Annotated in this window: 27 protein-coding genes; 13 read left to right on the forward strand and 14 right to left on the reverse strand. The window is 31.5% G+C overall.

The window, feature by feature from the left end; genetic code table 11:
- Nucleotides 1-51 precede the first annotated feature (51 nt).
- Nucleotides 52-909: a DMT family transporter gene (locus tag F754_RS0104130; RefSeq protein ID WP_023648650.1), complete on the forward strand. Its 858-nt coding sequence runs from the start codon at nucleotides 52-54 to the stop codon at nucleotides 907-909.
- Here F754_RS0104130 and F754_RS0104135 read toward each other — a convergent pair whose 3' ends face one another.
- The 6 genes from F754_RS0104135 to F754_RS0104160 all read right to left on the reverse strand — a co-directional run bounded on the left by F754_RS0104135 (nucleotide 910) and on the right by F754_RS0104160 (nucleotide 7,447).
- Entirely contained in the window at nucleotides 910-2,241 is a 1,332-nt protein-coding gene (locus F754_RS0104135) for a TRAP transporter large permease subunit (protein WP_023648651.1), read from the reverse strand.
- A complete protein-coding gene (locus tag F754_RS0104140; protein ID WP_023648652.1) occupies nucleotides 2,241-2,897 on the reverse strand; it encodes a TRAP transporter small permease subunit in 657 nt (218 codons plus the stop codon). The genes F754_RS0104135 and F754_RS0104140 overlap by 1 nt, the downstream gene beginning before the upstream one ends.
- Before the next feature lie 76 nt (nucleotides 2,898-2,973).
- Nucleotides 2,974-4,062, reverse strand: coding sequence for a TRAP transporter substrate-binding protein (locus F754_RS0104145; protein ID WP_023648653.1), 1,089 nt, complete (start codon nucleotides 4,060-4,062; stop codon nucleotides 2,974-2,976).
- Between the two features lie 158 nt (nucleotides 4,063-4,220).
- Nucleotides 4,221-5,147: a 3-hydroxyisobutyrate dehydrogenase gene (gene mmsB / locus F754_RS0104150; protein ID WP_023648654.1), complete on the reverse strand. Its 927-nt coding sequence runs from the start codon at nucleotides 5,145-5,147 to the stop codon at nucleotides 4,221-4,223.
- 2 nt (nucleotides 5,148-5,149) lie between these two features.
- Entirely contained in the window at nucleotides 5,150-6,670 is a 1,521-nt protein-coding gene (locus F754_RS0104155; RefSeq protein WP_023648655.1) for an aldehyde dehydrogenase family protein, read from the reverse strand.
- Nucleotides 6,671-7,447 carry a glucose 1-dehydrogenase gene (locus tag F754_RS0104160; protein ID WP_023648656.1) on the reverse strand — a complete coding sequence of 259 codons (777 nt, stop codon included), beginning with the start codon at nucleotides 7,445-7,447 and terminating at the stop codon, nucleotides 6,671-6,673.
- 137 nt (nucleotides 7,448-7,584) lie between these two features.
- Between F754_RS0104160 and F754_RS0104165 the strand changes: the two genes are divergently transcribed.
- A complete protein-coding gene (locus F754_RS0104165) occupies nucleotides 7,585-8,007 on the forward strand; it encodes a helix-turn-helix transcriptional regulator (RefSeq protein WP_023648657.1) in 423 nt (140 codons plus the stop codon).
- 1 nt (nucleotide 8,008) lies between these two features.
- Here F754_RS0104165 and F754_RS0104170 read toward each other — a convergent pair whose 3' ends face one another.
- Both F754_RS0104170 and F754_RS07585 read right to left on the reverse strand, forming a co-directional pair.
- The gene (locus tag F754_RS0104170; RefSeq protein ID WP_023648658.1) at nucleotides 8,009-8,752 is read right to left on the reverse strand and encodes an FKBP-type peptidyl-prolyl cis-trans isomerase; all 744 of its coding nucleotides are present in this window, start codon (nucleotides 8,750-8,752) and stop codon (nucleotides 8,009-8,011) included.
- Between the two features lie 55 nt (nucleotides 8,753-8,807).
- Nucleotides 8,808-9,569 (reverse strand): phytanoyl-CoA dioxygenase family protein, encoded by a 762-nt coding sequence (locus tag F754_RS07585; RefSeq protein WP_051332834.1) that lies wholly within the window; start codon nucleotides 9,567-9,569, stop codon nucleotides 8,808-8,810.
- Nucleotides 9,570-9,648: 79 nt separating this feature from the next.
- On the opposite strand from F754_RS07585, the gene F754_RS0104180 reads away from it, so the two are divergent.
- From F754_RS0104180 to F754_RS0104215, 8 genes are read left to right on the forward strand one after another with little or no spacing between them, the layout of a single operon-like run.
- Nucleotides 9,649-11,244, forward strand: a complete 1,596-nt coding sequence (locus F754_RS0104180; RefSeq protein ID WP_023648660.1) for a GMC family oxidoreductase N-terminal domain-containing protein — start codon at nucleotides 9,649-9,651, stop codon at nucleotides 11,242-11,244.
- Nucleotides 11,245-11,838 (forward strand): TerC family protein, encoded by a 594-nt coding sequence (locus F754_RS0104185; RefSeq protein ID WP_023648661.1) that lies wholly within the window; start codon nucleotides 11,245-11,247, stop codon nucleotides 11,836-11,838. It begins immediately after the preceding gene.
- Nucleotides 11,838-12,596 carry an SDR family oxidoreductase gene (locus F754_RS0104190; RefSeq protein WP_023648662.1) on the forward strand — a complete coding sequence of 253 codons (759 nt, stop codon included), beginning with the start codon at nucleotides 11,838-11,840 and terminating at the stop codon, nucleotides 12,594-12,596. The genes F754_RS0104185 and F754_RS0104190 overlap by 1 nt, the downstream gene beginning before the upstream one ends.
- Nucleotides 12,581-13,384, forward strand: coding sequence for a M23 family metallopeptidase (locus tag F754_RS0104195; protein WP_023648663.1), 804 nt, complete (start codon nucleotides 12,581-12,583; stop codon nucleotides 13,382-13,384). The genes F754_RS0104190 and F754_RS0104195 overlap by 16 nt, the downstream gene beginning before the upstream one ends.
- A 41-nt stretch (nucleotides 13,385-13,425) precedes the next feature.
- The gene (locus F754_RS0104200; RefSeq protein WP_023648664.1) at nucleotides 13,426-14,283 is read left to right on the forward strand and encodes a hypothetical protein; all 858 of its coding nucleotides are present in this window, start codon (nucleotides 13,426-13,428) and stop codon (nucleotides 14,281-14,283) included.
- The gene (locus tag F754_RS0104205) at nucleotides 14,283-14,873 is read left to right on the forward strand and encodes a hypothetical protein (RefSeq protein ID WP_023648665.1); all 591 of its coding nucleotides are present in this window, start codon (nucleotides 14,283-14,285) and stop codon (nucleotides 14,871-14,873) included. Before F754_RS0104200 ends, F754_RS0104205 begins: the two co-directional genes overlap by 1 nt.
- On the forward strand, nucleotides 14,873-16,024 hold the full coding sequence (locus tag F754_RS0104210) for a Xaa-Pro peptidase family protein (protein WP_023648666.1): 1,152 nt from the start codon (nucleotides 14,873-14,875) through the stop codon (nucleotides 16,022-16,024). Before F754_RS0104205 ends, F754_RS0104210 begins: the two co-directional genes overlap by 1 nt.
- Before the next feature lie 48 nt (nucleotides 16,025-16,072).
- Nucleotides 16,073-16,954, forward strand: a complete 882-nt coding sequence (locus F754_RS0104215) for a DMT family transporter (RefSeq protein WP_023648667.1) — start codon at nucleotides 16,073-16,075, stop codon at nucleotides 16,952-16,954.
- Between the two features lie 12 nt (nucleotides 16,955-16,966).
- On the opposite strand, the gene F754_RS0104220 is transcribed toward F754_RS0104215, so the two are convergent.
- A complete protein-coding gene (locus tag F754_RS0104220; RefSeq protein WP_023648668.1) occupies nucleotides 16,967-18,271 on the reverse strand; it encodes an FAD-binding oxidoreductase in 1,305 nt (434 codons plus the stop codon).
- A 39-nt stretch (nucleotides 18,272-18,310) separates the two neighbouring features.
- Nucleotides 18,311-20,095 (reverse strand): sulfoacetaldehyde acetyltransferase, encoded by a 1,785-nt coding sequence (xsc, locus tag F754_RS0104225; protein ID WP_023648669.1) that lies wholly within the window; start codon nucleotides 20,093-20,095, stop codon nucleotides 18,311-18,313.
- A 112-nt stretch (nucleotides 20,096-20,207) separates the two neighbouring features.
- Here xsc and F754_RS0104230 point away from each other — a divergent pair, with 112 nt between their 5' ends.
- Genes F754_RS0104230 through F754_RS0104240 form a run of 3 tightly spaced genes read left to right on the forward strand, consistent with a single transcriptional unit; the run spans nucleotide 20,208 to nucleotide 22,757 of the window.
- Complete coding sequence (locus F754_RS0104230) at nucleotides 20,208-20,492, forward strand: UxaA family hydrolase (protein WP_023648670.1); 285 nt, start codon at nucleotides 20,208-20,210, stop codon at nucleotides 20,490-20,492.
- Nucleotides 20,493-20,496: 4 nt separating this feature from the next.
- A complete protein-coding gene (locus tag F754_RS0104235; RefSeq protein WP_023648671.1) occupies nucleotides 20,497-21,663 on the forward strand; it encodes a UxaA family hydrolase in 1,167 nt (388 codons plus the stop codon).
- Between the two features lie 8 nt (nucleotides 21,664-21,671).
- Entirely contained in the window at nucleotides 21,672-22,757 is a 1,086-nt protein-coding gene (locus F754_RS0104240) for a putative sulfate exporter family transporter (RefSeq protein ID WP_023648672.1), read from the forward strand.
- A 2-nt stretch (nucleotides 22,758-22,759) separates the two neighbouring features.
- Here F754_RS0104240 and F754_RS0104245 read toward each other — a convergent pair whose 3' ends face one another.
- The 4 genes from F754_RS0104245 to aprB form a co-directional block, all read right to left on the reverse strand.
- Nucleotides 22,760-23,839: a sulfite exporter TauE/SafE family protein gene (locus F754_RS0104245; protein ID WP_023648673.1), complete on the reverse strand. Its 1,080-nt coding sequence runs from the start codon at nucleotides 23,837-23,839 to the stop codon at nucleotides 22,760-22,762.
- Nucleotides 23,840-24,072: 233 nt separating this feature from the next.
- The gene (locus tag F754_RS0104255; RefSeq protein WP_023648675.1) at nucleotides 24,073-24,423 is read right to left on the reverse strand and encodes a hypothetical protein; all 351 of its coding nucleotides are present in this window, start codon (nucleotides 24,421-24,423) and stop codon (nucleotides 24,073-24,075) included.
- A 20-nt stretch (nucleotides 24,424-24,443) separates the two neighbouring features.
- A complete protein-coding gene (locus tag F754_RS0104260; protein WP_023648676.1) occupies nucleotides 24,444-26,303 on the reverse strand; it encodes an adenylyl-sulfate reductase subunit alpha in 1,860 nt (619 codons plus the stop codon).
- On the reverse strand, nucleotides 26,303-26,773 hold the full coding sequence (gene aprB, locus F754_RS0104265) for an adenylyl-sulfate reductase subunit beta (protein WP_023648677.1): 471 nt from the start codon (nucleotides 26,771-26,773) through the stop codon (nucleotides 26,303-26,305). The genes F754_RS0104260 and aprB overlap by 1 nt, the downstream gene beginning before the upstream one ends.
- Nucleotides 26,774-26,801 lie beyond the last annotated feature (28 nt).

The raw sequence follows: 26,801 nt of genomic DNA on the forward strand, positions 1-26,801 counted from the left end.
TAAAAATTTCAAATGATTAATTTTTTTAAAAAAAATAGTGGTTATTTTGCAATGCTGCTAGCTGTACTAGGATTTGGTGCTGGGCCACCATTTGTAACTTTAGCACTTAAAGAATTCTATATTGTAGATTTATTAGCAGTAAGATTTTTTATCGCTTTTATATTAATGGTAATTTTTTGTCTTGTAATGAGAGTTGATATTTCAATAAAACAAGTTGGATTAAAACCCTTTTTAATGGGCTTATTAAACCCATTTTTAGTTACTTTATCTTTTCATGTTGGACTTCTATTAACTAGTCCAGTTAACGGAGTTGCTATAATAAGCACTTTGCCTCTTATGCAGCCTTTTGTTGCTAGAATATTTTTAAAAGAACAAATCGAAATAAAAGTAATAATTGGAGCATTTATAACTTTAATAGGAACTTATCTTTTGCTTACTAGTCAATCAAAATCGGGAGTTGGCAACTATTTAGGTGATCTGATAATTTTTTTAGGAATATTGTGTGCATCTACTAATGAAGTTATTGGAAGACGTTTTATGCAAACAAAAGTTAATCAATTATCAGTTAATACTTTTCAATATTTTACAGGGTTTGTTTTATCTTTTTTAATTCTGTTTATTATCTGGCCTAGCTCTAGTTTTAACTATACTTATCATCTTGAATTTACACCATCGGTAATGGCAGCTTTAATTTTATCTTTTATTACTTTTGCTGCTTATTTATTTTATAATTATGCATTAAGAAGAGTTCCGGTTGGAAGAATTAGCTTAATGTATCCACTAACAGGCCCTATAGGTGCAACATCAGCTTGGATAGTGATTGATGCTGAAATTACCTTAAAAATCTTTATATCACTGGGCATAATATTATTAGGAACAATTGTTCCATATATAAATCAAAAAAAGTAATTATGGAGATGGGTACATTACGCTTGGTAACCATAATGCAATTTGAGGGAATATAATTATCAAAATTAAACCTATAACCTGAATAACCATAAACTGCATCATACCAAGATAAATATCTTTTAGATCCCACTGAGGAACAACACCTTTTAAAAAATATGCAGATAAAGCAACGGGTGGCGATAGCCAGGCGGTTTGGAGATTTACAGCCACTAAGATAGCAAACCAAGTTAAATTAAAACCTAACTCTTGAACTAAAGGTAAAAGAATTGGAAGCACAATTAAAACTATTGGGACCCATTCTAAAGGCCAACCTAATAAAAATATTACTGCCATCATAATAGCTAAAATCCAATATTTATTTATTTCTAATCCTAATAAATAATCAGTAAGCAAAGATGGTGTGCCCAATTTAGAAAAAACTGCCCCAAAGAAATTTGATGCGGCAACCAAGAACATAATTAATGCAGTAATCTCTAAAGTTTTAATCATTGCTTCTTTTAAACCCTTGTAAGTAAATTTTTTATAAGCAAGAGCTAATAAAATTGATCCAAATGCACCCATACCCGCTCCTTCTGTTGGTGTTGCTAAACCAAATAAAATACTTCCAAGTGCAAAAAATACTAATGCAGCAGGCGGGACCAAACCCATAAAAAATTCATACCATACTTTTCCCATATTTTTTGGTCTTTCACTTGCAGGTAAAACAGGTCCAAGTTTAGGGTTTAAGTAACATCTCAAAGTTGTGTAGCCAGCGTATAAGGATGCTAACATTATTCCTGGAATTATTGCTGCCGCAAATAAATCTGTAACTGGAATTTCAAGTACAGGACCCATTACAACTAACATGATGCTTGGAGGAATAAGTATTCCTAAAGTACCACCAGCACAAATTAAACCTGCTGATAGTCTTGTATCATAACCCGATCTAATCATTGTTTTTCCAGCCATAATTCCTAGAATTGTAACTGAAGCTCCAACAATACCAGTTGCTGCTGCAAAGATTGTTGATACAAACATTACAGCATAAAATAGTGCACCTCTTGTCTTTGAAAGCATTAATTGAACAGAATTAAATAATCTCTCCATTAGACCAGCAGACTCCATTAATATTCCCATAAATATAAAGAGCGGGACAGCAACAAGAGTGCTTTCTGTCATAATCATATTGAATTGAAGTGTCATTAGGTAAAAAACTAACTTACCAAAACCCCAATAACCAAAAACAAGACCTAAAAATATTAATGTAAATGAAATAGGAAAGCCAATAAAGATTGAAAACAACATGCAACCAATCATGATTGCTCCAATTATTTCGGGACTAAAAAAATCCATTATGGCCATCTACCTTTCACGAATGCATAATAACTTTTTAAAATTTCTGAAAAGCCTTGAACTAAAAGTAAAAATGCACCAATAGGCATACAACTTTTTAGAGGCCACATTATTGGCATCCAAGTTGTGTCCATTGCTCTTTGAATTCTAGTCTTACCACCTATGCACTCCATTAAATCTGATCTTCCACATATTGATGTGTAGGCGTAATCAAAACTAACCCAAAAAAATACAAGGAAGCCTGGAAAGAAAAACAATAGATATAAGAATAAATCTACCTTAGCTTGGTTTTTAACTTTCCAATTTCTATATAAAAAGTCAGCTCTAATATGAATACCTTTAGATAAAGTATAAGCTGCCCCGAGCATAAAAAATGCTCCAGCCGACATTCTAGTTACATCATAAACCCATAAAGTAGGTCTATTAAAAAAATGTCTTCCTATAACTTCATAAACCATTGAAAATATCAAAGGAACACAGATCCAGCAAACAATCTTGCCTGTTAAAAGCATTTTTGCGTCTATAAATTCTATTGTTTTAGCCATCCAAGGAACCATGTCCTTAGGCATTTTTAAACTTGTTCTTCTTTCAGCTATCAGCTCATCTGTTATGTCTAAAGTTTCTTTTACTTTAGGTGCTAATTTTTTTTTGACCATAAGAAGATTTTAATTTTAAGATTTAATAAGATATTAATAAAAAGTGGGGACAAGTCCCCACTTTTAAATTTACAACTTACTGTTGGCTAGCAAAAGCAGTTCCAATTGATGCATCAGATGTTTCCATTTGAGCAATAAAAGGTACTACTATTTTTGCGTGAGCAGTCATGTGGTCATATACTTTTTTGAAAAATGCATTTTCTGCAGCATTTTTCTTAATAGTAGCTTGTGCAGCATTCATATACTCTGTGAAATAATCAGCAGGAGTATCATGAAGTATAACACCATGATTTTCTGTCAAATCTATAAGTGCTTTACCGTTTTCAACAGCTCTGTTTGTAATGTTTCTAGTGATCATCGCTTCAGATGCAACTTCCATTGCATATTTTTGATGGTCAGTTAGAGATTTATAAACATCACCGTTTATGTAAATGTCACCATTTACAACGTTTTGGTGTAAACCTTGTAAGTAATAGTTTTTCAATACTTTTTGAAAACCAAATACAGAGTCAGGCTTTGGACAACACCACTCAGCGGCATCGATAGTTCCTTTTTCAAGAGCTGGTAAAATATCTCCACCACCCATTGAAACAGAAGCTACACCAATATCTTTGTATGTTTGGCCAGGAATTCCTGGAGGAGTTCTGAATCTATATTTTCTAAAGTCAGCCATGCTGTTAATTGGCTCTTTGAACCAACCTAAAGCTTCAGGACCAGAAGATGCCATTACAAAACCTTTAACGTTCATCCCCATTTCATTCCATAATTCGTCGTAAAGAGCTTTACCACCATTATCAAAATACCATGCTAACCAAGATTTAGTACTTAAACCAATACCACCACCTGCAACTGGCGAACCAAATAACATTGCAGCTGGGTGATAGTTAGACCAGTAATGGGTCCAAGCAGCACCACCATCAACAAGACCTTTGTCAACAGCTTCTAAAGTTTCTTTTAAACCAACAACTTCACCTTTTGATAAAAGTTCAAATTTTAACTCACCTCGAGTTAATTTTGTTACTCTATCTGTCCACATCTTAACAATTTGTCCATCGTAAGAAGTTTTTGGAAAAGTAAGTTGGATTTTTAATGTTTTAGCAGAAGCAGATCCAATTAGAGATACTGCAAATACTAAAGCTAAAATCATTGAAGTGATTTTTTTCATTATATTTCCCTCTCGTTAATTATTAAGTCTTAATAAGTACTGGAATAAACCTTATATTTTATGAAATGTAAAACTTTTTATTTTAAATAATGTCAATTATGCAACTTCAAAGCTAATTTCTTTATTTAGTATGTATTTAATACTAGTTAAGAATTGTTTTAATCTTTACCTTTAGGATCAAAAGGATAATCCCAAGCATCACCGCCAATTTTTTTTGAAATACCTGAATAATCTGTTTCACTATCACCATCATCACAAAATTTTGAAAATATTTCTAATGCTGCTTTACCTAATGGTGTTGAGGCATCAACAGATTTTGCTGCATCGTTTGCAAGTTTCAAATCTTTAGTCATCATTGCTGCTGAAAAACCAGGTCTATATTTATTATTAGAAGGAACACCGTTAGTAAGATTTGGAATTGGAGTGTAAGTTGATAGAGCCCAATTATTTCCTGAAGCATTCTTCATAATTTCATGAACTTTTTTTAAGTCCATTTTAAGTCTTTTTGCCAACATCAAAGACTCAGAAGCTGCGATCATAGAAATACCTAAAGACATGTTATTACAAATTTTAACACCTACTCCACTCCCTTGAGGGCCAGCATGTAATATTTTTTGACCCATTATATCAAATAGAGGTTTTGCAAGATTTACCGCTTCATCTTCTCCTCCAACTAAAAAATTTAATTTACCTACTCTTGCTCCCATAACTCCACCTGTAACTGGAGCATCAATCATTTTTATTCCTCTGTCTTCAGCTTCTTTTCCGAGCAATAAAGATGTCTCAATATCAATTGTTGAACAATCAATTATTAAAGCTTCTTTTGAAATTTTATTGATAATACCTCTTTCACCAAGGTATAATGATTTTACATGTTTGCCTTCTGGCAACATTGAAATAACAAAATTAGCATCTTTTAAAACTTCATCTAATGTATCGACAACGTTTAATTTTGCTTCTTTGGCTTTTTGAATTACTTCAGGTGAAACATCATAAACTTTAACTTCTTTTCCAGCTTTTACAAGTTGGTCTGCCATTGGATTTCCCATATTACCAACACCTATGAATGCAATTTGATCTGTCATAATTAATTATCTATATTTGATTTTCCTCTATTTATCAAAACAGTTTTACTTTGGGTAAAATGATTCATCATACTATCAAAAGCATATTCTTTTCCTAATCCACTCATTTTAATTCCACCATAAGAAACATTGGCTCTTGGAGCAACACATTGATTAACTTGAACAAAACCTGCTTCTATTTCATCAACAAATTGTAAAGCTCTTGATAAGTCTTTTGTCCATAAAACTGCAGATAGTCCAAATGGTGTGTCATTAGCACTTTTCATCGCTTCATCAAAACTTTTAAAAGGAATAGCACAAGCTACAGGACCAAAAACTTCCTCTTGGCAAACTGGAGAGCTAACAGGTAATCCTGAAAGTAATGTTGGCTCATAATAAAAACCATCTTTATACTCTCCTCCTTTTGATTGATTTCCTCCATGTAAAATTTCTGTTGAAATATTTTTTTTTGCGATATCCATGTAATATAAAGTTCTGTTAAGCTGTTCTTCTGAAATAATTGCTCCAATATCTGATGTTTCATCAAGAGCATTACCCATTTTAAGTTTACTTAATTTATCAACAGCTCCTTCTAAAACTTTGTCATAAATTTTTTCATGAATATAAACTCTAGATCCTGCAGTACACGCTTGACCTTGTCTTGTATATCTCATTCCATCTATAACCCCAGGGATTGCTAACTCAAGGTCTGCATCACTCATAATAATATTTGGATTTTTTCCACCTAACTCTAATGTAACTGGACATAACTTTGGAGCAGCTTTCAAAGCTATAATTTTTCCAACAGAAAAAGATCCTGTAAATGTTACTTTTCTAACTTTTTCATGTGTAATTAAAGGTTCGCCACACTCTTCACCATAACCAGATATTACATTTAAAACTCCAGGAGGTAGTTCTTGTTGAAGAATTTCACAAACTAATAATGCACAAAATGGAGCTTGTTCAGCAGTTTTTAAAACAACAGTATTGCCCGCAACTATTGCGGGTGCAATTTTTGCAACAGTTAAAAATAATGGAGCATTCCAGGGAATTATTGCACAAACAACACCAATAGGATCTTTAGTTGTATAGTGTATTGTATTAGGAATATTTGGTGGATAGTTTTCACCTTTTATTTCCCCTGCAAGACCTGCAAACATATGAGTTAATTCAATTGAAGCAGTTGTTTCAGGTTTTGCCTGAGTTCTTAAAGCATTACCAGTATCTAGGGCTAGTAAAGTTTCTATCTCATCTTTTCTTTCTTCAAGTTTTCTTGCTGCAGCAGTCATCATTTTACCACGTTCACGTGCAGGAATTTTTTTCCATTGATGAAAAGTAGTTTCTGCTGAATTTACAGCAACATCAACATCGATTTTATCACATTGTGGAGCTTCACCAATTTGTTCTCCTGTACTTGGATTAACTACTTTAATTTTATTTGAAGATTTTGCAGAAATTAATTTTCCATCAATTAATATTTTATTTGATAATCTTTTTGCATTTCCTAAAGCTAAATCTATATTTTTTTTAAAATCGTCACTCATCTAATTTTCTAACTCACCTTTTCTAGTTTTGGCAGCTAACCAGCCACCATCTATTTTTATCTCTGATCCATTAATAAAATCTGAGTCATCGCTTGATAAAAATACTGCAGCACCAGATATATCAGAAGGTACTCCCCATCGTCCAACGATAGTTTCTTTACCCCATGCATCACCATACACAGGGTCTTCAGCAAATTTTTGATTAAAAGGAGTTGAAATCAAACCTGGGCAAATAGTATTAACATTTATATTTTTTCCCGTTAAGTCAACTGCTAAAGCTCTGGTTAAACCTAAGACACCAGTCTTAGCAGCAACATATGCAACTCTATCAGGCCTACCCATAAAGCTTGCAATAGAGCCAAAATTAACAATCTTACCTTTGCCATTTTTAATCATGTGAGGAATTACAGCCTTACAACAAAGATATGGCCCAGTTAGATTTACAGAAAGCATTTCATCCCACTGTTTTTTTGTATGATCTAATATATTATTAATATGTCTTATACCGGCGTTGTTAATTAAAATATCTATTTTACTAAATTTTTTGACAGCTTCTTCAGCCATTTTATTTGTACTAAATTCATCAGCAACATTAGTGTCCACTACAATAGCATCTCCCTCACTTTCTATAATTTTTTTTTGAATATTACTTCCACTTTCAATATCCATTTCAGCAATAACAATCTTTGCACCCTCTTTTGCTAATCCTAAACAAATTTCTGCACCAATACCTTTTCCACCACCAGTAACTATGGCAACTTTATTTTCTAATTTCATTTATATATTTTCTTTCAGGGTTGAATAAAAATTTAATTTGTTATGATATAATATTATTTCTCAGTTTTATCCAAACAATTAATCTGAATTAAAACTATTTGGTCAATTCTATAGACTAGTATATAAATAATACCATAATGAAGTATTCTCCGATAGCTAATGCCTTAAAATTAATTGGTGGTAAATGGAAAATAATGATTTTAGATAGTCTGCTATCAAAGCATATGCGATTTGGAGAATTAAAAAGGTCATTAAATGGAATAACTTCTCAAATGCTATCTAAACAATTAAAAGATATGGAAAGAGATAAACTGTTAATTAAAAAAATTTCAAAAGTAGAAAAACTTAATACTGAGTATTCTTTAACTGACTTTGGTAAATCTACTGTTCCAATTGTTAAATCATTAATCAAATGGGGAACTTTTAATAAAAAGAAAATAACTAAAGTTATAACTAATGATGTAGCACTGTCAGAGTCTTCTTTTTTACAAGAAAGAGTTATAGATTTATTTCATGATGAAATTAGATTAAAAAATCTTCAAAGAAAAAAACAAGTATAAATTAATTATTTTTTTTGTGTGAAACTAACTTTCTATCTTCTTTTAACCATTGAAGTATTCCACCTTTGAGAACTGAAACATTTTTAAAACCAAGATCTTCTGCAAAAGCGTTACCTAGTATTGCTGCAGTATCTCCGTCATGACTAATAAAGATAATTTCAATATTTTGAGATTCTTCAGCTGCAAGAGCTCTTACTTTATCCATTAAGTATACGTTAAATTTTCCATCTTTGTTAAAAGCAGTTTCTTGAAACGTTCCTTTAATAACACCATTTTCCCATTGGTTTTCTAATCTGATGTCTAAAGCAACAGCATTGTTGTTAATTTTTTTTATTAGTTCATCTGAATTAATCATTTTATAATGAGGGTCTAGTACATCAATAATTTCGAATTCAAATATCAAATCAGTGTTAGGGGGTATCACATCTCCACCACCTTTTTCACCATATGCTAATTCAGCAGGTATCTTAATTTTTCTTTTAGTTCCTTTTGTTGTTCCTATTATTCCTTGTTCAAAACCAGGTATTACTTCTTTCATTCCCATTTGGACAACTAATGGTCTATTTTTACCCACATTAGTATCAAAAACCTGACCGCTCTCAAATGAGCCTGTGTATTCAATTTGGACCCATGAGTGATGAATTATTTTTTTTCCTTCTCCAGGTTTATCAGAAATGATTTCAATTTCAGCAGCCGTTAAATTAAAGCAAATAAATAAACTTATTATTAGGAAATATTTTTTCATAATTACTTAATTAAAGCTTCTCTAATAATTATTGCATCAAAGTAAGTCAATTAACTTATTTTGTATGAATTTGGTAAATCTTATTTGAGGATTTATCCACTCCACTAATTAGATGTAATTGTCTCTGAAGCGAATAACCAATTTTATCTTCGATAACTTTGGCCCCGGCATGATCATAAAATGATGTTGCTGGCATATATCTATAAGTAAGACCTGCTCTTCTTTTTCCAGAATTATTTGCTCTAGATCCATGAAACAAATAAACATCATGCATTGAAAACATTCCTGGTTTTAGAATTACGGATTTAGCCTGATCTTTAATTTCATCTATATTTTTTAGTGTTTGATTTAGGGTAACATTTGTAGAATCTAGTGTGTTGTGCTCAGCGAGTTTTTTATCTAAATGAGAACCAGGTATATATTGTAATGGACCATTTTCTTCTGTCACTTCATCAATTGATAACCAAACCGTGACTGACTCAAGTGGTTTAATAGGCCAATACTCCCCATCTTGATGCCAAGGTGTTTCTTTTCCATTTTTTTCTTTTTTACAAAACAAAGAAGATCCCCAAAGTATAATATCTTCACCTATTAATTGTTTAACTTCACTTACAATTTCTGGGCACATTGCAAATTTTAGAAAATCTCTATCTCTTTCATATAACCCAGATACAAATTCTGTATTTTCGTCTTTATGTTCTTCTAAATATTTTTCCAAAGCTTTGTTTAATTCTTTGATCTTGTCCTCTGAAAGACATGTTGAGCTTTTAGTAAGACCTTCAGTTTTATATGTTGCAATTTGACTATCAGAAAGCATTTAAATTCATAACATGACTAAATATATATTTCTACTTATTATTAGATTATTAATTAAATTTAATTTATATAATTAATTAATGGAAACTTTTGACTATATTATTCTTGGAGCAGGTTCTGCTGGATGTGTGTTAGCTAATAGATTATCTGAAAACCCAAATCATAAAGTTTTGTTAGTTGAGGCTGGTGGTAAAGATAATTATCCATGGATTCATATTCCAGTTGGATACTTTAAAACTATGCACAACCCTGATGTTGATTGGTGCTACAAAACTGAGCCTGACGAAAGTATGAATAATATTTCTATTAGATACCCTAGGGGAAAAACATTAGGTGGAAGTTCATCAATAAACGGTCTTTTATATGTAAGAGGACAAAATAGAGATTATGATGTTTGGAGACAGTTAGGAAATACTGGTTGGAGTTGGGATGATGTATTACCTTACTTTATAAAAGCTGAAAATCAAGAAAGAGGTAAAAGTGAATTTCATGGAGTTGGTGGTCCATTATCCGTTTCGGATCAAAGAATTCAATTACCATTATTAAATGAGTTTCAAAACGCAGCTGAAGAATTTGGAATACCAAAAACAAAAGATTTTAATACAGGAGACAATCATGGTTGTGGATATTTTCAAGTTACAGAAAAAGATGGTTTTAGATGCAGCACTTCAGTTGGGTATTTAAACCCAATTAAACATAGAAAAAATTTAAAAATAATCACAAAAGCTCATGTTAGAAAAATTATTTTTGAAAATAAAACTGCAAAAGAAGTTGAGTATTGGCAGGATAATGAATTAAAAAAAGTTCAAGCAAATAAAGAAATTATTCTATCTTCTGGGGCAATAGGCTCTCCTCAAATACTACAAGTATCTGGAATTGGTAATTCAGATAAATTAAAAAACTTAGGTATTGATATGGTGCATGAACTAAAAGGGGTTGGAGAAAACTTGCAAGATCATCTGATGTTTAGGCCAATTTACAAAATTCATGGAATTAAATCACTTAATAAAAAAATTAACAGTTTATTTGGAAATTTAATGATTGGGCTAGAATACATTTTTAAAAGAAGTGGGCCTATGACAATGGGTGCAAGTCAACTTTGTATGTTTGCAAAAAGTGACCCTACTCTAGAACTTCCTGATTTACAGTGGCACGTTCAACCAATGAGCATGGACACCTTGGCTGCTACTAAAAACCATGACTTTCACGCATTTACTCCAACTGTATCAAATGTAAGGCCTTCAAGCAGAGGTCACGTTAGCATAGTAGACCAAGACTCAAGAACTTACGCAAAAATTAAACAAAACTATCTTTCTACTGATCACGATAGGATGGTTGCAGCTAGAGGGTTGAAATTAACAAGAAAAATTATTTTAGAATCTGAAACTTTTAAAAAATATGCACCAGAAGAATATAGACCTGGAATAAATATTAATGATGATGAGGAGTTAGTTAAGGAAGCATCAAATTATGCTCAAACTATCTTTCATCCTGTTGGTACTTGTAAAATGGGACAGGATAATATGGCTGTAGTTGATGAAAAATTAAGAGTTAAAGGAATAAATAATCTTAGAGTAATCGATGCATCGATAATGCCTAACATAACCTCTGGTAACACTAATGCACCAACAATAATGATTGCAGAAAAAGGCGCAGATATGATACTAGAGCACTAAATGTTTGCAGAATTAATTACACCAGAGCAATTAACAATTTTAGGTCAAATCATATTTATTGATCTTGTTCTTGCGGGTGATAACGCAATTATTATTGGAATGGTTGCATCAAAATTTCCAGTTAAGCAAAGAAAGAAGATTATCTTTTGGGGTATTGGTGGAGCAGTAATATTGAGAATAATATTAACTTTATTAACTGCCTATCTTTTACAAATTACAGGCCTTCGACTAATTGGCGGATTATTGTTACTTTACATAGTCTACAAACTTTACGTAGATGTTATCAAAGGATCAACTGAAGAAGATGACATTAAGGTTGATAATTCAAATTTTTTAAAAGCTATTTGGACAATTCTATTAGCTGACTTTACAATGAGCTTAGATAATGTTCTAGGAGTAGCTGGTGCTGCTGGAGATCATTATACTCTACTAATTTTTGGCTTGGTTTTATCAATAATTTTAATGGCAACAGCTGCAAATTTAATATCTAAATGGATTAAAGAGTATAAATGGATTGCGTGGGTAGGATTACTAGCAATATTAGTTGTTGCAGTAGAGTTGATTTACACAGATATTAAAATATTATTTCTATAATGTATTTACAAAAAATTAATTTAAAAAATAAATACGCTTTAGTTACAGGTGCGGGCAAGGGATTAGGGAAAGCTTGCTCTATTGCTTTAGCAGAAGCTGGAGCTACAGTTATTGCACTTAGCAGAACTCCGTCTGATCTTGATAAATTAGAAAAGCAAATCAAAAAAATTAAAGGAAAAATTATTAAAGTTCCTTGTGATGTAATGGACTATGAGGATTTGAAAAAAAAGATAGATAAGATTAAAATTATAGATGTCTTGGTAAATAATGCAGGTACAAATATTCCAGAACCTTTTGAAAAAATTAAACAGAAAAGTATGAACTACTTGGTCGATCTTAATTTAAAGGCTGCTTTTAACGTTGCTCAACTTGTTGTTAAAAAAATGTTAGAAAATAAGAAAAGACCAGGTTCAATAATTAATATGTCTTCACAGTTAGGTCATGTTGGAATGAGTGGTAGAAACGTATATAATATGACAAAATTTGGTATCGAGGGCTTAACAAAAGGTATGGGTGTTGAATTGGCAAAAAATGACATAAGAGTTAACACTGTTGCGCCAACATTTGTTGCAACACCAATGGTCTTAAACTTCTTTAAAAATAAAAAGTTTAAGAAATTAGCTTTAGGTAATATTCCTATGGGAAAATTAGCGACAGAAAGTGATATAGCAACCACTGTTTGCTTTTTAGCCTCTTCAGCATCTTCAATGATCACAGGTACATCAATAGTAATAGATGGCGGATGGACAGCTCAATAATTTATAGATTTTTCATAGTATTATTTATTTTTACAACATCACAAGTAAACGCAATTGAATTTCAGGGAAAATTTATACAAGGTCATTTCATATTAGGAAAAACTAATCCTGATGCAAAAGTTTTGATTGGTAAAAAAGATGTAAAAGTATCTCAAGATGGTTTTTTTGTTTTTGGAATTGATAGAGATAGAAAGTTTGATTTAACTTTCACCAAAACTTTAAATGGAAAAAAATCAATAATTACAAAAAAAGTTTTAAAAAGAAAATACAATATACAAAGAATTGATGGACTTGCAGAAAGTAAAGTTACACCACCAGAGTCGGTATATAAAAGAATTAAAAAAGAAAATAATGCTATTGGTGAAGCTAGAGCTATCAACTCTGATCTTATTTTTTTTAAAGAAAAATTTATTATGCCTGTAGAAGGGATAATAAGTGGTGTCTATGGTAGCCAAAGAATATTAAATGGCAAACCCAGATGGCCTCATTATGGAATTGATATAGCTGCAAAATTAGGAACAATGATAAAATCTTCTGGCACTGGTGTTGTGACAATGGCAAAAGATGATTTATATTATACTGGTGGTACAATCATCATGGATCATGGTCACGGTATATCTACAATTTATTCACACCTTGAAAATGTCTTAGTTTCTGTTGGTGATAAGATAAATCAAGGAGACATAATAGGAACTGTAGGTTCAACTGGGAGATCGACTGGACCTCATCTTGATTTTAGAATTAATTGGTTTCAGACAAGACTTGATCCAATGTCAGTATTAAAATAAGTATTAAAATTAGTTTACTCTTAATTTAAAAAAATTACTAAATGATAAATTATTTAAAAAAAAATAAAGAAAAAATTTTAAATTTATCTTTAAAAAAAATATATAGACATTTTTTTTTAAACAACATAACTCCCACTGGTTATTATTCATATTTAAAAGATCTTATATTTGAATTTCTACAATCAAAGTATCCTAGTTACAAAAAAGAAGATTTTGAAGAAAAAATAGATAAATTAATTTCTGAAGCAGATGACTATAGAAATTTAAATGATGAGCTTAATGTTTTATTTAATCCTAGATTCAATGAAGATTTAGAGTTTCATTACAAATATCAGGAGAGTTATATTTTTTTTAGATTCATAACATATTCAATGAATATTAAATTAATCTCAGATAAATATGCACAAGTTTATAACTTTGCAATTAATAATCTAAACCAGCCTCTTGATATTTTAGAAATAGGTGGCGGCCTACCTCATGGTCTTATCTATAATGTTTGGAAAAAAAATAAAACTTTTTTGGAAAATTTTACTTATGTTGATGCAAATTTGTTACATTCAGAATTTGTTAAATGGTATTGTAAAAAAATTAAGATAGTTCATGATATAAAACTATTTAGATCATCGAAAACTCCTATACTAGAAAATAGAAAATTTAATTTTGTATTTGCAAAAGATATTTTTGAACATTTAGATGCACCGGAGATTTTAATAGATTTTTTAATATCAAACACAAAAAATGATAAAACACTCCTCTGTCTTGATTTAGAGCATAAAGGGGAAAAAACAGTTCAACATATAAGTCCTAACCTTCCTGTTTTAAAAGATAGATTAATTAAAAATAATTTTAAGGTTATAAAAGAATTTAAAGAAATTCATGTTTGGAAAAAAATAAATTAATGAAAAAATTACTGGTTGAAAAAGTTTCAGATAAACTTGTTAATGCTTTTCTCAAAAACAAAACAATCCCTCCCATTCCAAAAAAATTTACGAAAAAATTAGCAGAAGCTGACAAGTTTAGAAAATTATGTGAAAATAAAATTAAAGAACCTGTTATTGGGTTTAAAGTAGGAGGAACTGGAATTTCTCTTATGAAAAAATTAAAAGAAAAAGAACTTTTTTATGCATCAGTTTATAAAAAGAAATATATTACCTCATTTGGAGATTTAAGCAGTGATTTCGGTAGAATTGCTAAATTTTTAATTGGTCAAAAGAAAAAATATAAAAGAATTAATATAGAAAATTTGAAAGCAAATATTGCTAACAAAAAAACTAAACAAAATATCACTGGAAATACTAATGCAGTTTACATTAACCCACTAAGCTCCCTAAGATTTGTATTAAATAAAATTAAAAAAGATAAAACTAAATTAAATAAAGATTTTTATGTATTTACAGGATCGACTGTAGGTGCCGTACTAATTCTAGGTAAAGGCCTTAATACTGGAAAGATTGAAAAGTTAGGATCTGTAAAAACAATTATTTCTTAATGGCTCTTCATTTTAGTAAAAAAGAATTTTCTAAAAGAAAACATGATGTTTTAAAGTCTATGAAAGAGCAAAATTTAGATGCTCTTTTAATGTTTAGACAAGAGTCTATGTATTGGCTTACAGGATATGATACTTTTGGATATGTATTTTTTCAAACTCTTGTGCTTGATCAAAAAGGAAACGTAATTCTTTTAACTCGTGCGCCTGATTTAAGACAAGCACAAAATACTTCTAATATTGAAGATATCAGAATTTGGGTTGATAAAGATGGGATTAATCCAACAGAAGATCTTAAACTAATATTAAATGAGCTTGAATTAAAGGGTAAAAATATTGGTGTCGAATATGAAGCTTATGGATTAACAGGTCGCAACGCAATAAGATTGAATAAGTCTTTTGAAAACTATTGTAAAGTTGAAGATCAGTCAGAATTAATAACAAAATTAAGAGTTATTAAATCAGATGAAGAATTAATTTATGTTAAAAAAGCAGCAGAGCTTGCCGATAGAGCTCTTGATGAAGCTTGGAAATATACAAAAGCTGGTGCTAATGAAGCAAAAATTTTAGCTGAAATGCAAAGAGCAGTTCTTGAAGGTGGTGGCGATTATCCTGCTAACGAATATATCATTGGCTCGGGAGATAATGCTCTACTCTGCAGATATCAAGCTGAAAAAAGAAACTTATCAGATACAGATCAACTAAGTTTAGAATGGGCTGGTACTTTTAAACATTATCACTCTGCAATGTTTAGAACTATCCCTATCGGAAAAGCTGATCCCAAACATATTAAAATGCATGAAGCTTGTATTGATGCATTAACAAATTGTGTAAAAACTTTAGTCCCTGGAAAAACTGCAGGAGAGGTTTTTGATGCTCATGCAACAACTTTTGATAATTTGGGATTTAATAAAGCAAGAATGAATGCTTGTGGTTATTCATTAGGTTCGACTTTTTCACCTAATTGGATGGACTGGCCAATGCTATACACTGGTAATCCTTATAAGATTGTACCAGGCAATGTCTTCTTTATGCATATGATACTTATGGATTCAGATAGTAATTTAGCTATGAATTTAGGTGAGACCTATTTAGTAACAGAAAACGGGAATGAAAGATTAGGTAAGCAGAAATTAGATTTAGTTGTTCTATAAATTATTCCTATCATATTATTCAATAAAGATTAGAAATCATAGGTGTTGATGAACAATTATATTTTATTTTTGATAACTCTCTTTTGCTGGTCACCTACCTGGTATTTAATCAAATTTCAATTAGGATATGTAGATCCATTAGTATCAGTTTTTTATAGATTCTTAATTGCAGCAATAATTATTTTTATCTATTTAATAATTAAAAATAAAAATCTAAAATTTTCCATTAATCATCATTTTTGGTTTCTATTTTTTGGAACTTGTCTTTATTCAATTAATTATGTTTTCTTTTATCTATCGAATACTTATCTAATAAGCGCATTTCCTGCGATTGTTTTTTCAACTGTTGTTATAATGAATATTTTAGGTGAGACATTTTATTTTAAAAAAAAACCTTCTTTAAAAACTTTAATTGGCGCAACAATTGGAATGATTGGAATTATAATTATTTTTAATGATGAGATATTTAATTTTAGCTTATCAAAAGGAACTCATATTGGTTTGTTTTTAGCTTTAATTGGAACTTTTTGTGCGTCAACAGGTAATATGGTGCATCAAAGGAACTTAAATAAAAATTTTCCATCAATTCAAACTATTGCATATGCAATGCTATATGGTTCTCTTATTACCTTATTTGTTACTCAAGTTCGCGGTGCTGAATTATTATTTGAAAATAGCATAAGCTATATAAGTTCATTACTTTATCTTTCTATATTTGGTTCAATATTTGCTTTTGTTTCCTATCTTAAATTACTTGAAAAAGTTGGTCCTGGAAGAGCTGGATATGTTGGGGTTGTTATGCCAGTTCTTGCATTAATAATATCAACAATTTTTGAAAAATTAGAATGGCAAATAGATTTAATTATAGGTCTTCCTATTCTAATAATTGGAGCAATTCTCGTTATTAATCAAAAAATAAAAGCTAACTAGACACTCTTAAAATTAAATATCTGATTTTGCTCTTAAACGCTCATAAATTAAACGTGTTTTGACACCTACATTTAAAAAGGGTCGTGGAGGCAACCTGGTTGGTTTATTTCTTGCCTCTATAGTTTCTATTTCTTTTGTATTTTCTTCACTTGCTTTAATAGCAATTTGCTCTCCAAATAAAGTACCTACACCAATTCCTGAACCATTATAACACCCTGCAGCAAAAATATTGTTATCAATTTTTTCAAATATTTGTGAACTATTTCTTGTTCTGGATACTACCCCTGACCATGATGATTGAATAATGTGATCTGGTAATTGTGGAAATCTTTTTTTAATTCCTATTCTTTGACTGATTGACCTTTTTTCTAAATTTAACTTAGACATTTTAAAAGGATTGTGAACCTCTGCTGTATTTCGTATCAAAATTCTCATATCTTTTGTCATTCTGATAGTTGCACCCATTGGTCTTACAGGTAAAACACCCCACTCTTTTGGCTCTCCGATAGACTTAAATTCTTCATTAGTTAATGTTCTTGTCATACTTGCGGTTAAAGTAATTGGAAAATTATAGTTTGATTTAATGCCTAAAGATTTTAAAAAGCCATTTGTAGCAAAAATAATTTTCTTTGCTTTAATTTTTCCATTTTTAAAATTACAGTTAATAATATCTTTGTCTTTATCCCAATTAAGTAAAGATGAATTTTCATATAAACAAACATTCTTTGGTAATACGTCAATCATTGCTCTAACTAATTTTCCTGGATGCAACAAAACTCCACCTTTGGTATGAAGTGCTATGTTATAAAAATTTGTACCTAATCTTTTGAATAATTCATTATTAGATAACAAATCATGTTCAAAATTTAATTTTGAAAGAGTATTTGAAAAATTTCTTAAAATCTTTTCATCTTCTTTTTTTGAAGATGCAAAATATTTTCCACATTCATTCCAATCACAATCAACTTGATATTCATTAATAAATTTTTTAACAAACCTTATGCCTAAATCGTAAATGTCAGTTTTTTTTTTATAATTATCTAACTCTTTATTGGAAGTAAAACCGTCATTAAGAGTAGTATCAACTAAATAACCCGAATTTCTGCTACTAGCGCCCTCACCTGCTAGTTGTGAATCTGCTAAAATAATTTTTTGATTAGGATATAATTGACCTAATTTTCTTGCAGCTGATAAACCAGTGTAACCAGCACCAATAATCAACCACTCACAATCATCATTCGATTTAAGAGTTTTGATATTTGTTCTGGGTATTAAGTCTTTAATCCAACTACAACCATTATCATTAGTCACTTCCATTAAGTGACTTTACGATAATTGGTGTAAATTTTAAAGTTCTTAAGAGTTTAAAGATGGTTGTTTAATCATATCAGCTTTGTTGATCCCAGCAACTTTAACTGGTTTCTTCATAGCATCTCTTCTAAATGGTTCACCAAGTTCTTGGTTTAGAATTACTTCTATAAACGTTGTAATTCCTTTCTTTTGATCTTCACAAGATTGTTTGATAGCTGCTGTAGTTTCTTCCATTGTTCTAACAGAAACTCCTTTTAATCCACATGCATCCGCAACTTTAGCATAACTTAATTCTGGATCTAATTCTGTTCCAACAAAATTGTCATCGAACCATAGAGTTGTATTTCTTTTCTCAGCGCCCCACTGGTAATTTCTAAAGATAACCATTGCAATTGCGGGCCATTCTTCTCTAGCACATGAACTCATCTCATTCATACTAATACCAAACGCTCCATCGCCAGCAAAACCTATTACCGGAGTATCAGGGCAACCAATTTTTGCACCTAAAATTGAAGGGAAGCCATATCCGCAAGGACCAAATAATCCTGGTGCTAAATATTTTCTTCCTTTTTCAAAAGTTGGATAAGCATTTCCAATTGCACAGTTGTTACCAATGTCACTTGAAATAATAACATCATCAGGCATCCCTGCTTGAATAGCTCTCCAAGCTTGTCTAGGAGACATTCTATCAGCATCTCTTTTTCTAGCTTCTTCATTCCAAACTGTACCTTTGTCATCATCTTCATGATCAAGACTTGATAATTTTTGTAACCAAGCAGATTTGGTTTGATGAATAATATCTTTTCTTGTTTGTCTATCAGTGTCACCAGCTGTTGGTGAAAGTTGAGCCAAGATTTGTTGTGAAACTAATTTTGCATCTCCACAAATTCCAACTGAAACTTTTTTTGTTAAACCAATTCTATCTGAATTCATATCAACTTGAATGATGCTTGCGTCTTTTGGCCAATAATCCATTCCATAACCTGGTAAAGTTGAAAAAGGATTCAATCTTGTTCCAAGTGCTAAAACAACATCAGCTTTTTGGATTAGTTCCATGCCAGCTTTTGAACCATTGTATCCTAATGGGCCAGCTGCTAGTGGATGACTTCCTGGAAAACTATCATTATGTTGATAGCCCGAGCAAACTGGCGCATCTAATTTTTCAGCAAGTTTTTTACAATCTTCTATAGCACCACCAATAACAACACCAGCACCTGAAAGTATTACCGGAAATTTTGCATTTGATAATAAGTCAGCTGCTTTTTTAATTGCATCAACACCACCTGCCTGTCTTTCTAATCTAACAATTGGCGGAAGATCAATATCAATAACCTGTGTCCAATAATCCCTTGGTACATTTATTTGTGCAGGAGCCGATCCTCTAATTGCTTTTTCAATTACTCTATTTAATACTTCTGCCATTCTTGAAGGGTCTCTAACTTCTTCTTGATAACAAACCATATCTTTAAATAAATTCATCTGTTCAACTTCTTGAAAACCACCTTGTCCCATAGTTTTATTTGCAGCCTGAGGTGTAACTAATAAAAGTGGAGTATGATTCCAATATGCAGTTTTAATAGGTGTAACTAATCCTGTAATTCCAGGTCCGTTTTGTGCAATTACCATTGACATTTTGCCAGTGGCTCTTGTGTAGCCATCTGCAATTAATCCACCATTAGTTTCATGAGCAACATCCCAAAAAGTTATTCCTGCATCTGGAAAAATATCTGAAATTGGCATAAAAGCTGAGCCAATAATTCCGAATGCGTGTTCAATACCATGCATTTGCAAGACTTTTACAAAAGCTTCCTCTGTTGTCATCTTAGTCATAAAACCATACCTCTCTAATGTATAAATTAAAATTTTAAAATTCGTTTGTTAATCTATACGATTAATATATAAGAATTTAAAAATTTCAAACAAACAAATCGACACAATAAATATGGCTACAGACATTATAATTCATGACAAGAAAGACAACGTTGGAGTAGTTGTTATTGAAAAAATAACTCCAAAACAAGACTGTGCTTGCTGGATAATGGAAGATGACAGTTCAACTAATATTCAATCTATGGATGAGATTCCTTTAGGGCATAAAATTGCGATGACTGATCTAAATGAGGGTGACACAATCCTTAAATATGGTCATGATATAGGTAAAGTTGTTAAGTCAATTAAAAAAGGTGAACACGTTCATGTTCACAACGTTAAAACAAAGAAGTGGTAATAATATGGAAATTCCAAAAAGTTTTTTAGGTTATAAAAGAGAAAATGGCAGAGCTGGTACAAGAAATCACGTAATTATTCTTCCAGTTGATGATATTTCAAATGCATGTGCTGAAGCAGTCGCAAATAATATAAAAGGAACAATCGCTCTACCCCATTCATATGGAAGACTTCAATTTGGAGCTGATTTAGAACTTCATTTTAGAACTATGATTGGAACTGGCTGCAATCCTAACGTTGCTGCAGTAATCGTTATTGGTATTGAACCAAAATGGACTAAAAAAATCGTAGATGGTATTGCTAAAACTGGAAAACCAGTTGAAGGGTTTCATATTGAGAGAACTGGTGACATTGGAACTACAATGAAAGCCTCTAAAAAAGCTCAAGAATATGTAATGTGGGCATCTGAAAAGCAAAGAGAAGAGTGTCCAATGAGTGATCTTTGGATTTCGGTGAAATGTGGAGAATCTGATACAACATCTGGATTAGCTGCTAATCCAACAGTTGGTAATCTAATGGATAAATTAGAGCCAATGGGTGTTCATTTATGTTTTGGAGAAACATCAGAGCTAACAGGTGCTGAACAAGTTTGTGCGACTAGAGGCGCAACTCCTGAGGCTTCAGATAAATTCATGAAAACGTGGAATTCTTATAATGATTTTATTTTAAAAGAAGCAACAGATGACCTTTCAGAAAGCCAACCTACAGCTGGAAATATTGCAGGTGGGCTAACTACAATTGAAGAAAAAGCGTTTGGAAACTTTCAAAAAATTGGAAATTGTAAATTTATAGATGTACTTGAACCAGCAGAAGAGCCAACTAAAGGGAAAGGTTTATACTTTATGGATACTTCTTCAGCAGCAGCAGAGTGTGTAACACTTCAAGCTGCTGCAGGATTTAATATCCACTTATTCCCAACAGGCCAAGGAAACATTGTTGGTAACCCAATTGAGCCAGTTGTTAAGTTAACTGCAAATCCATTAACTGTTAAAGGTATGGGTGAGCATATTGATTGCGATGTTTCAAAAATCTTAACTCGTGAAATGAATATGTCTCAAGCTGGAGATGAGTTGATCAAAACTACTTTGAGAGTTGCTAACGGAAGATTAACTTGTGCTGAAGCTTTAGGTCACAAAGAATTTGTGATGACTAAGCTTTATAGAAGTGCATAAGATCTTCTGTGCCTATTAATTTCCAATACCTAAAGTCTATTTTACCAGGTATTATTTTAGCTTTAGTTTTTTGTTTGTTCTCCCAAGGAATAAATAATCTTTTAGCTATAGAAATTTTTGGTACTCCTAAAAGTCCAATCTCAACTGTTCTCATTGCAATTTTACTAGGTATTTTAATGGGTAATGCATTCACACCAAGACCAGGCATGATGGTTGGTTTGGATTTTACACAACAATATATTTTAAAGTTAGGAATTATTTTTTTAGGAATAAGATTGAGCTTTGAAGAACTTATTAAATTTGGATCAATTGCAATTCCTCTAATCATTTGTTGTATAGTGGGTGTATTAATACTTGTAAAATTATTGATTAAGAAAGTGTCTATCTCATCAAAGATGTCATACTTGATAGCTATAGGTACAAGTGTTTGTGGAGCAACCGCTATTGTTGCAACAGCACCAGTTATCAATGCAAAAAAATCAGAGGTGGCGTACGCAATTGCAAACATTACATTATTTGGAGTAATTGCAATGATTGTTTATCCATATTTTGCTGAATGGTATTTTGACAATGATTCTTTAAAAATTGGTTTATTTTTAGGAACATCAATTCATGAGACATCTCAAGTTGCAGCAGCTGGGTTAATTTATGATCAACAATTTAATAGTCCTGAAACATTAAATGTTGCAACTGTAACCAAACTAATAAGAAATACTTTTTTAGTAATTCTGATACCTTTATTTGCATTTTTATATAATCGAGGTGAATTAAAAGGCCAAAATTACTCTATTTTAAGTATTTTTCCTTATTTTGTAATTGGTTTCATAGGAATGATTATTGTAAGAAATATTGGAGATCAGTTTTTTACACCCAATAACAACAGTTATGATCTTTGGATGAATTTAATTGGATATTTAAAAACTTTAGCAACAGTATTTTTAACAATGGCTATGGCTGCTGTAGGTATATCAATTAACTTAAGTGAATTAAAATCAATGGGTTATAAACCCTTTGTAGTAGGCTTGATTGCAGCTATTACAGTTGGTTTTATAAGTCTTATATATATTGAAACTTTAATTAAATTTATTTACTAAACTTAAGATTTCATTAACATTTTTTTCTTAAAGTTTGAAAAAAATCTTCTAATAAATGCCGCACCAACACCTAAAAGAATAGCAAACATAATTGAAAACAATCCATAAAAGAATGGCATATCATTTGAAAATTCTTTAATAAATTTTGAAAAAAAGTTTAAATCTAAATTAGATACATTTGATATTTCTGTTAGAGAATGTTCTGCAAAAAAAGTTTCATAGGCAATTGCTATACCAACAACTAATAGCAAGATTGCTAATAACGCTCTAAGTCCTGAGCTGTCAATTCTTTCACCTAACTTCTGTCCAATTTGAACACCAATGATAGATCCAACTACTAACATCGCTACTAACAATAAATCTATTGAGCCATAGTTAAATGAATGTAAAAAAGTAACAATAATACTTACAAAAATAGTCACAAATAAAGAAGTTCCTGGAACTAGTTTTGTTGGCATCTTAATAACATAAATCATTGCAGGTACTAAAATAAAAGCACCACCAATACCCATAATAGCAGCTATAAAACCAACTAATAAACCAATTATAATTGGAGTAAAAATACTTTCATATAATTTTGATTTTGGAAATCTCATTCTTAATGGAAGACCATGTATCCAATAATGAACATGTAATTTTTTTTTAATTACAATATTTCTTTTAGCTCTGTCTATTTCTCTAAGACTTTCGACAAGCATTAATGTTCCTATTATTGCCAGTATGTACATGTAGGCTAATGAAATTACCGTATCTATTTTTCCTAAATCTTTAAAATATGTGAAAGTTAAAATACCTAATGTTGTTCCTATTGATCCACCAATAACAATCATAAATCCCATTTTATAATCTAACGTATTTTTTAAATAATGAGTCGTAGATCCAGAAACAGATGTTGCTAAAATATTATTGGCTTCATTAGCAACCGCATATGCAGGCGGAACACCTAAAAAAATTAAAAATGGTGTCATTAAGAAACCACCACCCACTCCAAACAAGCCTGAAAGAATTCCAACTATTGCACTTAACAAAAGTATTTCGATTGGATTAACAAAAACTTGGGCTATAGGTAAAAATACTTCCATAAAAAATTAACAGTCGTTTAAAAACAACTTAGTTAAATGTGATAAAAGTTCCAACTAAAATAACACCCCAATAAGCTGCAAGGCTCATAAATATACCTGTTTTTATTAAAACAGCTTTTAGACTAATAATTTTGTTTATGATTTTTATGTTTGAAAGATGCATTAACTGCGTCAATACACCCGTACAGATATTTGTCAAACAATTATTTTAAACCTGGTTAAATAATTTGTTCTTAATAGATGGTAGCACCAAAGACTTTCACCACTCCTTCTTCCTCACCTAAAACTAGTCGACCAAGAAATTCTCCTGAGATTTCTTTGTTGGTCTGTTTGATTAAAACAGTTACATGAACACCTCTTCTAAGGCAGCCAAATGGTTCAAATGTTTCTTTTAAATTAGTAATTATCTTATTGTTAGCCCACTGCTTACCAAGCTCTACCTCATTAGCTCCAAATAGCATTTGTGTTGAAAAATCTTTGGTAAATCCACCATAATCTTTCAAATTAGATGACCTAACCAAATTATCCCAAATGGGCTTGGCTAGTTCATATATCTCATCATCATTTTTTGATAAAATATCCATATACTAAATATAAGAATTTACTAAGAGGCTTTTTTCTTCTCATTCTCATCTACGATATGGTAGACAGGAACTTTCTCCATACTAAATTTACCTGTTTTAGGATCTCGTCTTGAAACTGTTAAACAGTGCCAATTATCATCATCTAATTTCATGTGATCTCCTCGGTAGTAATATCCAGGCCATCTAGTTTCTTCTCTAAACATAGTATGTTCAGTAACACACTGAGAAGTAAGAGCTCTATGTTTAAGCTCCCAAGCTCTCATTAGCTGGTGATAATCTTCAGCACCTACTTTTTCAAGATCTTCTTCTAACCAAGCTAAAAGTTCTAACCCTCTTTTAAGCATATTAGCATTAGTCATGTAATTAGTGGCTATTCCACCCACATACTCATCCATAATTCTTTGTAAACGCTGTAATCCTTGAATTGGTGAAATATAACTTGGAGAAACAGTTCCTCCAGTTATTTCATTTTGGGCTACAGTATATGTCTCAAGCGGCTTAAAGATTTTTTCTTTAAAATCTTCACATTGTTTATCAGTTACTTTTAAGCCTTCTGCTTTTTTATCTTCAATATATTTAACAGCAGCTTTTGCAGCTAATCTACCTTCAGTAAATGAACCTGACGAAAATTTATGAGCACTTCCACCAACGGTGTCACCTGCTCCAAATAATCCATCAATTGTAAGCATTCTGTTATATCCCCAGAAATATTCAGGTGGAGATAAATCTTCTGGACCACTTACCCAAGCCCCTGAACATGTAGCATGAGAACCCATCACGTATGGTTCAGATGTTGTTAATTCTGGATTTGTATATTTTGGATCAATATTTTGAGATGCCCAAACAACTGCTTGACCAACTGTCATACCTAAGAAATTTTCCCAACCAACAGTTTCTAAATGAGGGTCTTGGAAAGCTTCGGTAGTAACCATATGAATTGGTCCACCACCAGCCATCGTTTCTTGAATAAAAGCATGATTTCTCAAACAAGTTGGAGTTGGGTGGTGATCAATGTATTCACCAACTAGCTCTTTGGTTTGATCATACCATTTTTTCTCATAGTTTTCACCATTAGCATTTTGAGTGTAAGTTTTTAAGTGTAAGAAATAAGCTCCAACGGGTCCATATCCATCTTTAAATCTACATAACACAATTCTATTTTCCATTTGTGTCATTTTAGCTCCAGCTGCAATTGGTAAAGCATAAGCTGAACCATTACTCCAAGGTGCATACCAAGTTCTTCCCATCCCTTCGCCAACTGCTCTTGGTTTGAAAATGTGTGAAGCACCACCAGCTGCAACTATAACAGCTTTTGCTCTAAATACATGGAAATCACCAGTTCTCATATTAAATCCAACAGCACCACCTACTCTATTTTCTTGAGACTCGTCCATCAATAGATGAGTGATCATAATTCTATTATAAATTTTATCAGCTGATTTTTTTGCAGCTTCTGCAACGATAGGCTTATAACTCTCTCCATGAATCATAATTTGCCATTTACCCTCTCTAAGGTATCTACCAGTTTCTTCATTTTTCATCATAGGAAGACCCCATTCATCAAACATATGAACTGTTGAGTCTACGTGACGAGCCATATCATAACCCAAATCTTCTCTAACCATTCCCATTAAATCATTTCTTGCGTATCTTACGTGGTCTTCAGGTTGGTTTTCACCCCACTGCATTCCCATATAACAATTGATCGCGTAAAGACCTTGAGCAACGGCTCCACTTCTATCAATATTTGCTTTTTCAACACAAATAATTTTCATGTCTCTTCCCCAGTGTCTAGCTTCAAAAGTAGCACCAGTTCCAGCCATACCACCACCAACAACTAGTACATCACAATCCTCGTAATGTGTTTTATGCTTAGCCATTAGTAGTAAACTCCTTTTTTAAATGAGTCTTTTGGAACAACTGGTAGTTCACCATCAATATTAAGTCCTTCAGGCTCAGTGTACAATCTTTGAGAATTAATTTCACCTTGATTAGGTTTGTCTCCATCTGCAAGTTTAGGAATAAATTTACCCCAAGGTTTTGTGGTAATTGGAGATACAAAATCTTTTGTAGTTCCGTTTCTAAATTTAATTTTCCAAGAAATAGTTCCTTTTTCCTCTTCTCTTCTTACTCTAACACTGTGTCCCATCGGAGCAAAATCAGCATAACCTCTTACATCAATAGCATGATTTGGACATGCTTTTACACAAGAATAGCACTCCCAACAAAAATTAGGTTCAATATTTTTTGCACGTCTAATATTTTCATCAATGTGCATTATATCTGATGGACAAATATCTACGCAATGACCACAGCCATCACATCTAGTCATATATACAAAAGTTGACATAATTTAATTTTTTCCTTTTCTAATTATC

The sequence above is a fragment of the Candidatus Pelagibacter ubique HTCC8051 genome (assembly GCF_000472605.1).
Classification (GTDB): Bacteria; Pseudomonadota; Alphaproteobacteria; order Pelagibacterales; family Pelagibacteraceae; genus Pelagibacter; species Pelagibacter communis_B.

Bases quoted from the DNA above. Each gene is read 5' to 3' on its own strand.
- F754_RS0104210 (WP_023648666.1), top strand. From the start codon at position 14,873: ATGGCTCTTCATTTTAGTAAAAAAGAATTTTCTAAAAGAAAACATGAT.
- F754_RS0104230 (WP_023648670.1), top strand. From the start codon at position 20,208: ATGGCTACAGACATTATAATTCATGACAAGAAAGACAACGTTGGAGTA.
- F754_RS0104195 (WP_023648663.1), top strand. From the start codon at position 12,581: ATGGACAGCTCAATAATTTATAGATTTTTCATAGTATTATTTATTTTT.
- F754_RS0104170 (WP_023648658.1), bottom strand. From the start codon at position 8,752: ATGAAAAAATATTTCCTAATAATAAGTTTATTTATTTGCTTTAATTTA.
- F754_RS0104160 (WP_023648656.1), bottom strand. From the start codon at position 7,447: ATGAAATTAGAAAATAAAGTTGCCATAGTTACTGGTGGTGGAAAAGGT.
- F754_RS0104165 (WP_023648657.1), top strand. From the start codon at position 7,585: ATGAAGTATTCTCCGATAGCTAATGCCTTAAAATTAATTGGTGGTAAA.
- F754_RS0104245 (WP_023648673.1), bottom strand. From the start codon at position 23,839: ATGGAAGTATTTTTACCTATAGCCCAAGTTTTTGTTAATCCAATCGAA.
- F754_RS0104145 (WP_023648653.1), bottom strand. From the start codon at position 4,062: ATGAAAAAAATCACTTCAATGATTTTAGCTTTAGTATTTGCAGTATCT.
- xsc (WP_023648669.1), bottom strand. From the start codon at position 20,095: ATGACTAAGATGACAACAGAGGAAGCTTTTGTAAAAGTCTTGCAAATG.
- F754_RS0104220 (WP_023648668.1), bottom strand. From the start codon at position 18,271: ATGGAAGTGACTAATGATAATGGTTGTAGTTGGATTAAAGACTTAATA.
- F754_RS0104190 (WP_023648662.1), top strand. From the start codon at position 11,838: ATGTATTTACAAAAAATTAATTTAAAAAATAAATACGCTTTAGTTACA.
- aprB (WP_023648677.1), bottom strand. From the start codon at position 26,773: ATGTCAACTTTTGTATATATGACTAGATGTGATGGCTGTGGTCATTGC.
- F754_RS0104130 (WP_023648650.1), top strand. From the start codon at position 52: ATGCTGCTAGCTGTACTAGGATTTGGTGCTGGGCCACCATTTGTAACT.
- F754_RS0104215 (WP_023648667.1), top strand. From the start codon at position 16,073: ATGAACAATTATATTTTATTTTTGATAACTCTCTTTTGCTGGTCACCT.
- F754_RS0104255 (WP_023648675.1), bottom strand. From the start codon at position 24,423: ATGGATATTTTATCAAAAAATGATGATGAGATATATGAACTAGCCAAG.
- F754_RS07585 (WP_051332834.1), bottom strand. From the start codon at position 9,569: ATGCTTTCTGATAGTCAAATTGCAACATATAAAACTGAAGGTCTTACT.
- F754_RS0104180 (WP_023648660.1), top strand. From the start codon at position 9,649: ATGGAAACTTTTGACTATATTATTCTTGGAGCAGGTTCTGCTGGATGT.
- F754_RS0104140 (WP_023648652.1), bottom strand. From the start codon at position 2,897: ATGGTCAAAAAAAAATTAGCACCTAAAGTAAAAGAAACTTTAGACATA.
- F754_RS0104235 (WP_023648671.1), top strand. From the start codon at position 20,497: ATGGAAATTCCAAAAAGTTTTTTAGGTTATAAAAGAGAAAATGGCAGA.
- F754_RS0104185 (WP_023648661.1), top strand. From the start codon at position 11,245: ATGTTTGCAGAATTAATTACACCAGAGCAATTAACAATTTTAGGTCAA.
- F754_RS0104155 (WP_023648655.1), bottom strand. From the start codon at position 6,670: ATGAGTGACGATTTTAAAAAAAATATAGATTTAGCTTTAGGAAATGCA.
- mmsB (WP_023648654.1), bottom strand. From the start codon at position 5,147: ATGACAGATCAAATTGCATTCATAGGTGTTGGTAATATGGGAAATCCA.
- F754_RS0104200 (WP_023648664.1), top strand. From the start codon at position 13,426: ATGATAAATTATTTAAAAAAAAATAAAGAAAAAATTTTAAATTTATCT.
- F754_RS0104205 (WP_023648665.1), top strand. From the start codon at position 14,283: ATGAAAAAATTACTGGTTGAAAAAGTTTCAGATAAACTTGTTAATGCT.
- F754_RS0104260 (WP_023648676.1), bottom strand. From the start codon at position 26,303: ATGGCTAAGCATAAAACACATTACGAGGATTGTGATGTACTAGTTGTT.
- F754_RS0104135 (WP_023648651.1), bottom strand. From the start codon at position 2,241: ATGGATTTTTTTAGTCCCGAAATAATTGGAGCAATCATGATTGGTTGC.